Source organism: Photorhabdus sp. S10-54 (assembly GCF_963878145.1).
GTDB classification, from domain to species: Bacteria; Pseudomonadota; Gammaproteobacteria; order Enterobacterales; family Enterobacteriaceae; genus Photorhabdus; species Photorhabdus kayaii.
This window is the reverse complement of record NZ_CAWNXG010000102.1, coordinates 1-3,568: the sequence shown is the minus strand read 5'-3', so window position 1 is coordinate 3,568 and position 3,568 is coordinate 1. Positions and strand designations below refer to the sequence as shown.

Below are 3,568 nucleotides of genomic sequence, written 5' to 3'. Positions count from 1 at the left end.
CCGGTGGTCTGGCTGTTGATATGCTGCGCCAGCAACACCCCCTGCGTGTTATCCAGTGTCTGGCTGGTTGTAGTCAGTCGGGTTTTGGCTTCAAGATGACCGTGGGCATTCTGAATGGCTTTGCCAACGGTCAGGGTAGCGTTTTCTCCAGCGGCAACAATACTCCCCCGGCGATTATCCAGTTGAGTGGCGCTAAGCTGGAGTGCATTGCCCGCTTCCAGTCGGCCCGACTGATTGTCCAAGGTGTCTTTGACCGTCAGTGTCAGCGAGCCCTTGTCGGCGGCTACGAGGTTGCCATGACGATTATCGACCGTGGTTGCCTTAAGGTTCAGGTTACCGTTACCGGCCAGGGTGCCGTGCTGGTTATCCAGCAGCCGGGTGGTAAGGGACAGCGCGTCTTTACCCTGTTGTTGCATCACACCCCCTTGATGGCTCAGGGTGTCGGCATTGACGGTAATCTGCCCGGCGCGGGTCTCGGCCTGATTCAGTTGTAGTTCATCGGCTTGTATTGTCAGGGCGCCATTGGTGAGTAGTTTGCCCTTATCACCCAGCCAGCGTTGGCTGTTGAGCGACAGTTTCCCGTTGCCCGCCAGTTGCACTGTGCCCTGAGAGTTATCTGCGTGATGCGCAGTGAGATGCAGGTCTTCGCCGTGACTGGCAATATTGCCCTGACGGTTGTCGAGCGTGTCCGTGGTTATCGTGAGCTGTTTGCCCTGACTGAACAGGGTCCCGCCACCGTTATTCAGCGTGTGGGTATTCAGCCGCCATTCACCGGTCCCGGTTTGATTAATTTTCCCCTGCTGGTTGGAGATATCCGGCGTCGTGAGGTGGATTTCCTGTGCCACCAATTGCCCGCCGTCGTTATTAAACTGGCCGGGGGTTTTCGCGCTAAAACGGTCAGCGTTGACGGTGGCGCGAGCAGTACTTATCCCCAATTGACTGGCGGTGAGTTGAATCTGGCTAGCTGCGGTCTGGCTGTTACTCAGGTCAATCTGTTGACTGTGGATCGCCAGCGTGTCGGTCGCCAGATTTTTGCCATTGGCCTGAACGTGCTGCGCCGTCAGGGTCAGTGAACCGGGGCGGGTGGTGTTGCCCTTATCATCCAGTCCTGCCGCCCAGACGCTGTCATGGCTGCTGTATATTGTGCCTGCGGTGACCGTGGTATCGCCGCGGGCTTCCACCCGGCCTTGATTCTTTAACGCCCCTTTAGCTTGTAAATTCACCGTTGATTGTGACAGCAATTTGCCCGCGTTAGTGACATCGGCAGACGACGTTAATTGCAGCCCGTCACGGCTGCTGATGGTGCCGCGATTTTCTATCCAGCCATCGGCGGTAATATGCACGTCCCCGGCTGAGGCCCCGATATTGCCGGCATTATGGACGCCCACCCCCGTTTCGGTGCCTATTAGCCTAATTTTATGGGCATACATGCCGCCCAGTGCCGCCACATCCAACGCAAACTCCGGCTGGTCAGTGGCCTCAGCGGATTTTTTCTCAATCTTCTGGTGTGCCGCATCCACCCGATTGCGCCCGGTGGTCACTTTCAGGTCTTGCGCGTGTAATTTGGCGTTAATCGCCACCGAACGGGCGATAATATCGGTGTAACTTTGCTGGGTGCTGTCCATGCCGTGCCCGTCAATCCGCACTTCCCCCTGATTGACATCAAACCCTTTCAATCGGCCCCGCTCCATCAGGGCTTGTCCAGTGGTGAGCGTGGTGCGATGCGCGTTAATAAACCCGCAACCGTTACAAGTAATACCGGCCGGGTTGGCAATAATCACCTCGGCTTTATGCCCGGCTACTTCAATCCAGCCGTTGAGGTGACTGCGGTCGTGGCTGTTGACTTCATTGAGGATAACGCTGGCGTCCCCTTTGGCTAACCACGGATTACCCGCCACCATACCACCGAGTTGCGTCTGCGTGGCCTGATGGCTGTTATTAAGGATAACCCCTTGTTTATCCACATCAAACTGACGGTAGCTGTTGTGAGAAACGCCATCAGAGCCGGGCGTCTGGATATTCACCTGCGGCGTGCCGTTGGCGCTGCGAATGATGGTCGGCTGCTGACGTCCCGGCACCTGTCCATCGGCCACAATCGCCGCCTGTGCGGTGAGTGAAATCCCGCCAAGGGCGAATAACACCCCAAACCGTAGCGCAGTAAGCCGACAACAACGTTGCGGTGAAGAGGGGCGACGAGTACGACGTCCGGTTCGTCCCTGTCCGGCACACACTATCTCGGCCACCACCATCCACATCTGACGGGCCTGATTAAAGATAATACGATATAACTGCGTGTTCATAATTTTTGCTCCACACAACACTACCCTCTGGCAGTTTTGCTATTTGAATTAATACTGCCAATACAGGTTGAATCCGGCCGTGACCGGGGAGGTTTGGAAACCGGCGGGTTTGGACAGCGGGATGCCGACAAACAGGTCGTAGCTCACCCCTTTCAGGTTGCCTCGCCAGCCCAGGGCACTTCCCGCCAGGTGTTTTCCGAGCAGCGCGTCACTGCCCCGTCCGCCCACTTCGCCATAGTCGATCCCCAGATACAGCGATTGCCCGCGCAACGGGGTTTGCCAGTCCAGTTCGTTCCGGCTGTACCAACCCCGATCAGCGGATAACGTCAACTCGCCATCAAAGCCGCGTACCGTCCAGCGGCCGCCAATTGAAAAGCGATCCTGGGGCGTCAATGGGCTGGCGCTTATCTGGCGCAGATACTGGGTTTGATAAGAGAAGGGTTGAGAAAACAGCGTTACCGGCCCGGCCAGCGTCGCCGAGAATTGGGTGATTTTAGGTAAGGCGGTCCCTTCATTGCGATACTCTTCCGGCGCCGGTTGCGCGCCAAACCAGCGCATGCCCTGTTGGTAAGTCACCCGGGTATCGAGAGTGGCGTTGCCGATAGTGTGATGATGGGACAGCCCCAGCTTCCAGCCTGCGGTTTCCCGGCGCTGAACATCGATTTCAGTGTTGTCAATAAAATTACGGGACGCCCGGCGATAAATTTCACCGTTGAGCAGGGTTTTCTGGTCGGCGTTGCGGTGTAGCACCCGACTGATCTGGATCGCCAGGTTTTGGCTTTTGCCCCGGTATTGAATCGCCTGATTCAGCCCGGCGATTGTTTGAATATAATCGTAATGACTGGCGGTCACGCTCGCCATCCAGTAGCCGAAGGGCAGCGAGTAATAGAGCGTGTCGTTTTGGCTGCCTTTCCCGGCAGACGCATGAATATCGCGCCCACCGGAGAGATAGAACAGGTCGCTTAACGCCAGCGGGTTATCCAGAAAAAAGGTTAATCCGCCCTGATAACGGCCGGTGCTTTTGGACCCGGTATCATCCAGATACGTGGCGACTCGCCAGTGCCGTGACTGACGCCAGTCCAGCACAATATCACTCTCCCCCGGTTGTTCTGCCGGGACAATGTTCATCTCCGCCTGAACCGTCGGGAAACGTTGCAAGTTTTCCAGTCCCTGCTCAATGTCCCGTAAATCCAGCAATTTTCCTTCACGCGCGGGAAAGGGGGTTATCCGCTGGATATATTTCCCGCTGTCAGGGGTATAGCGGATAT

2 protein-coding genes are annotated in these 3,568 nt (G+C 56.6%); both read right to left on the bottom strand.

Annotation, left to right across the window (positions count from 1 at the left end):
* The coding region (locus AACQ83_RS23605) for a two-partner secretion domain-containing protein (RefSeq protein ID WP_146747945.1) at positions 1 to 2,300 on the bottom strand (2,300 nt) is incomplete at its 3' end.
* 48 nt (positions 2,301 to 2,348) lie between these two features.
* On the bottom strand, positions 2,349 to 3,568 hold a 1,220-nt coding region (locus AACQ83_RS23600), incomplete at its 5' end, for a ShlB/FhaC/HecB family hemolysin secretion/activation protein (protein WP_146748310.1).